The following is a 2,713-nucleotide window of genomic DNA, read 5'->3' as shown; positions in this document are numbered from 1 at the left end:
TAGAATAAAAACGTAGAACAGAAAGGTGGGCAAGACATGTCAGGCATCCAATGGCAGTATATCTTCAATCCGGAGTTGGCTCTCGACAGCCTCCCGTACGTCCTGAAAGGGATGGGCTATACACTTGGAATCGCGTTGACCAGCATGGTGAACGGCACGCTGCTTGGCTTTTTCCTTGCTCTCCTGCAGCTGGCCAAGTTGAAACCACTTCGCTGGCTGGCGCGGCTCTACATCTCCTTCATGAGGGGAACCCCTACTTTGGTCATTTTGTTCTTGCTCTACTTCGGCTTTCCGTTCATTGGCATCCAATTCACTGCCGTCACGGCGGCCATAATCGGCTTCAGCATGAGCTCGGCCGCCTACAGCGCGGAAATCATCCGCTCATCGTTGAATTCCGTCAACCACGGCCAATGGGAAGCGGCTTATGCGTTGGGGCTGAAGTGGTCGTTCATCATGCGGAAAGTGATCGTGCCGCAAGCGCTGCGGATCGCCATTCCGCCGATGAGCAACGTGCTTTTGGATCTGATCAAAGGCTCGTCTTTGGCGGCGATGATCACCGTTCCGGAAATGTTCCAGAACGCCAAGATCGTCGGCGGCCGCGAGTTCGACTACATGACCATGTATATCCTGGTCGCGCTCATCTACTGGGCAGTCTGCAGCGTCTTTGCTGCCTTCCAGACACGCATCGAGAAGAAATTATCTTTATATGTGGAATGACAAAAGAGGCGACCTCACATTTTTGAGTGAGGTTGCCTCTTTTTCAGTTTAATTCCTTGACTATTTCAGAGACTTTTTCCAAATTTTGTATTGTATTAGATTTTGAGCGGTTTATTTTTCTTCCGCCTTTGATTCTGACTATAGCTTTCCCTCTTGGACTTCGAATGGTCCCTTCAAATGCCCTTACTTCAGCAGAAGGCCTACAGTTTTCTGCTTTTTTATTGACTTCCAACTCTTTTTTGACCTCATCTGGCAACGCCATATAGATTAACATCTGTGAAGAACCCGATGCAGTAGATTTCCCTTGCTCCCATGACCTGATGGTGGATATGTTCATGTTAACGATCTCCGAAAACTCTTTTTGTGTAATCCCTAATACGGTTCTGAATAATTTATAAAAAATCTTTTTCTCAAATGCTCTGCCGGAATTCAGCAGTTTTATCAATGCTTTCTTGTTGCTGGATTCCTTCTGCTCCTCTACTTTGTTCTTTAAATCATAGTAGATGTAAAAAAATTTACATTCAGCTGATTTTTCAGGTGTGCCAAAAAGAAATTCTTTTAATTGCAACTCATCAATCGCGTAGTCTTTCATCAACTCTTCTCTGGAAACATCCAATGCCGCCATGAAATGTTGCATTTCCAAAGATTGTTTTCCAAAAGGAGCGTCGTACCTGCTCTTCTCGTCTTTAAAAGGCTTCAACTCAGTATATTGCTCAGAAGTAAGATGTTCCTTACCCATCAGTATCATCCCTTTCCAGTTGTTCGATCATATCTTGTATCTCTACGGAACCATCCAGAGCCAATGCCATCATATCCGTCTTATCAACATTTCTTGGCCCAGAGTAGCTCGACGGTGTAAAGGAAGGATTAGAATACGCCTTGTCAAATACGCCAACAACATATTTATTGTATGAATATTTTTCGCCAATCTCAACCATTTCCTGACCTAGCTGAAAAATGCCCCTTAAGATGATATCAGTGTCTCCAAAAATCTCTTGCTTAGCTCCCTTTAAACGCGAATTCAAATCCAGACGAAATTCATAGATACGATTTCCTGTTGAGAGTTGCTTATTGTTCAACTTTTGGATGATTCTTAGACTCATATCCACCTTATGTCCCCTAACACGAATAGCGATTGACTTATCTTTAGGAACTGTAAAATTATCCCACCAATCAAAATCATATCCATCAACTCCTCAGTGCATAGTATAGCAGCAACCTCGTATCACGTAATATTTATTATTACACAATATTATAAGGTACCCATTCTTATTAGTCAATAAAACCGTTTTTAGTCTCCGAACGACCTGAAATTGAATTTGTTCTCTAAAAAATGGTCTGCTAAAGGTAAAATACGCAAAAAGCAGGCTGTTACGGGCCTGCTTTTTGCGTATTCTGGAAGCCGGAGTCGGGGCCGGCTTCTTTATCTATCGTATTGCTCGGAATAACTAAGTCAGAAAAGCTTATTTGATCTTGTTTCTCAAGACCATCGGCAAAATCCCTTTGTTGCGGTAGTAGTCGATTTCAATTTCAGAATCCAGCCTTGCGATTGCCTGGAATGTTTTTTCCGTTCCATCCGCAGCTTGAGCTGTCACAGTGATCACTTCATTCGGTTTTACCTCATCCGTGATCGCAATCGCGTACTCTTCCAATCCTGTCAATCCTAACGTTTCCGCGTCTTCACCTTTCAGGAATTCCAGCGGAAGCGCACCCACCATGATCAGGTTGGAGCGGTGGATCCGTTCGAAACTTTTCGCGATGACCGCATCGACGCCCAAAAGTCTGGCGCCTTTTGCTGCCCAGTCACGGGAAGATCCCATCCCATAGTCGTCGCCGGCCAGGATGACCAAACCAGTGCCATCTTCTTTGTATTTCACGCTGGCATCGAAAATCGGCATGATTTCGTTGGTCGGGATGTATTTGGTGAACCCACCTTCCAAGCCATCCGCCAAAGCGTTTCTGAGACGGATATTCGAGAAGGTTCCGCGCATCATCA

At 44.7% G+C, this 2,713-nt stretch carries 3 protein-coding genes and 1 pseudogene; 1 reads left to right on the top strand and 3 read right to left on the bottom strand.

Annotation, left to right across the window (positions count from 1 at the left end; translation table 11 throughout):
• Positions 1-36: 36 nt before the first annotated feature.
• Entirely contained in the window at positions 37-717 is a 681-nt protein-coding gene (locus WBV27_RS05090; protein ID WP_107995718.1) for an amino acid ABC transporter permease, read from the top strand.
• A 43-nt stretch (positions 718-760) separates the two neighbouring features.
• On the opposite strand, the gene WBV27_RS05085 is transcribed toward WBV27_RS05090, so the two are convergent.
• The 3 genes and pseudogenes from WBV27_RS05085 to WBV27_RS05075 all read right to left on the bottom strand — a co-directional run.
• A complete protein-coding gene (locus WBV27_RS05085) occupies positions 761-1,456 on the bottom strand; it encodes a helix-turn-helix domain-containing protein (RefSeq protein ID WP_424200004.1) in 696 nt (231 codons plus the stop codon).
• Entirely contained in the window at positions 1,449-1,820 is a 372-nt protein-coding gene (locus tag WBV27_RS05080; protein WP_424200003.1) for a hypothetical protein, read from the bottom strand. Before WBV27_RS05080 ends, WBV27_RS05085 begins: the two co-directional genes overlap by 8 nt.
• A 360-nt stretch (positions 1,821-2,180) precedes the next feature.
• Positions 2,181-2,713: pseudogene (locus WBV27_RS05075) on the bottom strand (aconitate hydratase); the annotation flags it as partial.

It is taken from the genome of Trichococcus sp. (assembly GCF_049589555.1).
Classification (GTDB): domain Bacteria; phylum Bacillota; class Bacilli; order Lactobacillales; family Aerococcaceae; genus Trichococcus.
This window is presented reverse-complemented; position numbering and strand designations above follow the sequence as displayed.

Coding starts and splice junctions, on each gene's coding strand:
- WBV27_RS05085 (WP_424200004.1), bottom strand. CDS start 1,456: ATGGGTAAGGAACATCTTACTTCTGAGCAATATACTGAGTTGAAGCCT.
- WBV27_RS05090 (WP_107995718.1), top strand. CDS start 37: ATGTCAGGCATCCAATGGCAGTATATCTTCAATCCGGAGTTGGCTCTC.
- WBV27_RS05080 (WP_424200003.1), bottom strand. CDS start 1,820: ATGAGTCTAAGAATCATCCAAAAGTTGAACAATAAGCAACTCTCAACA.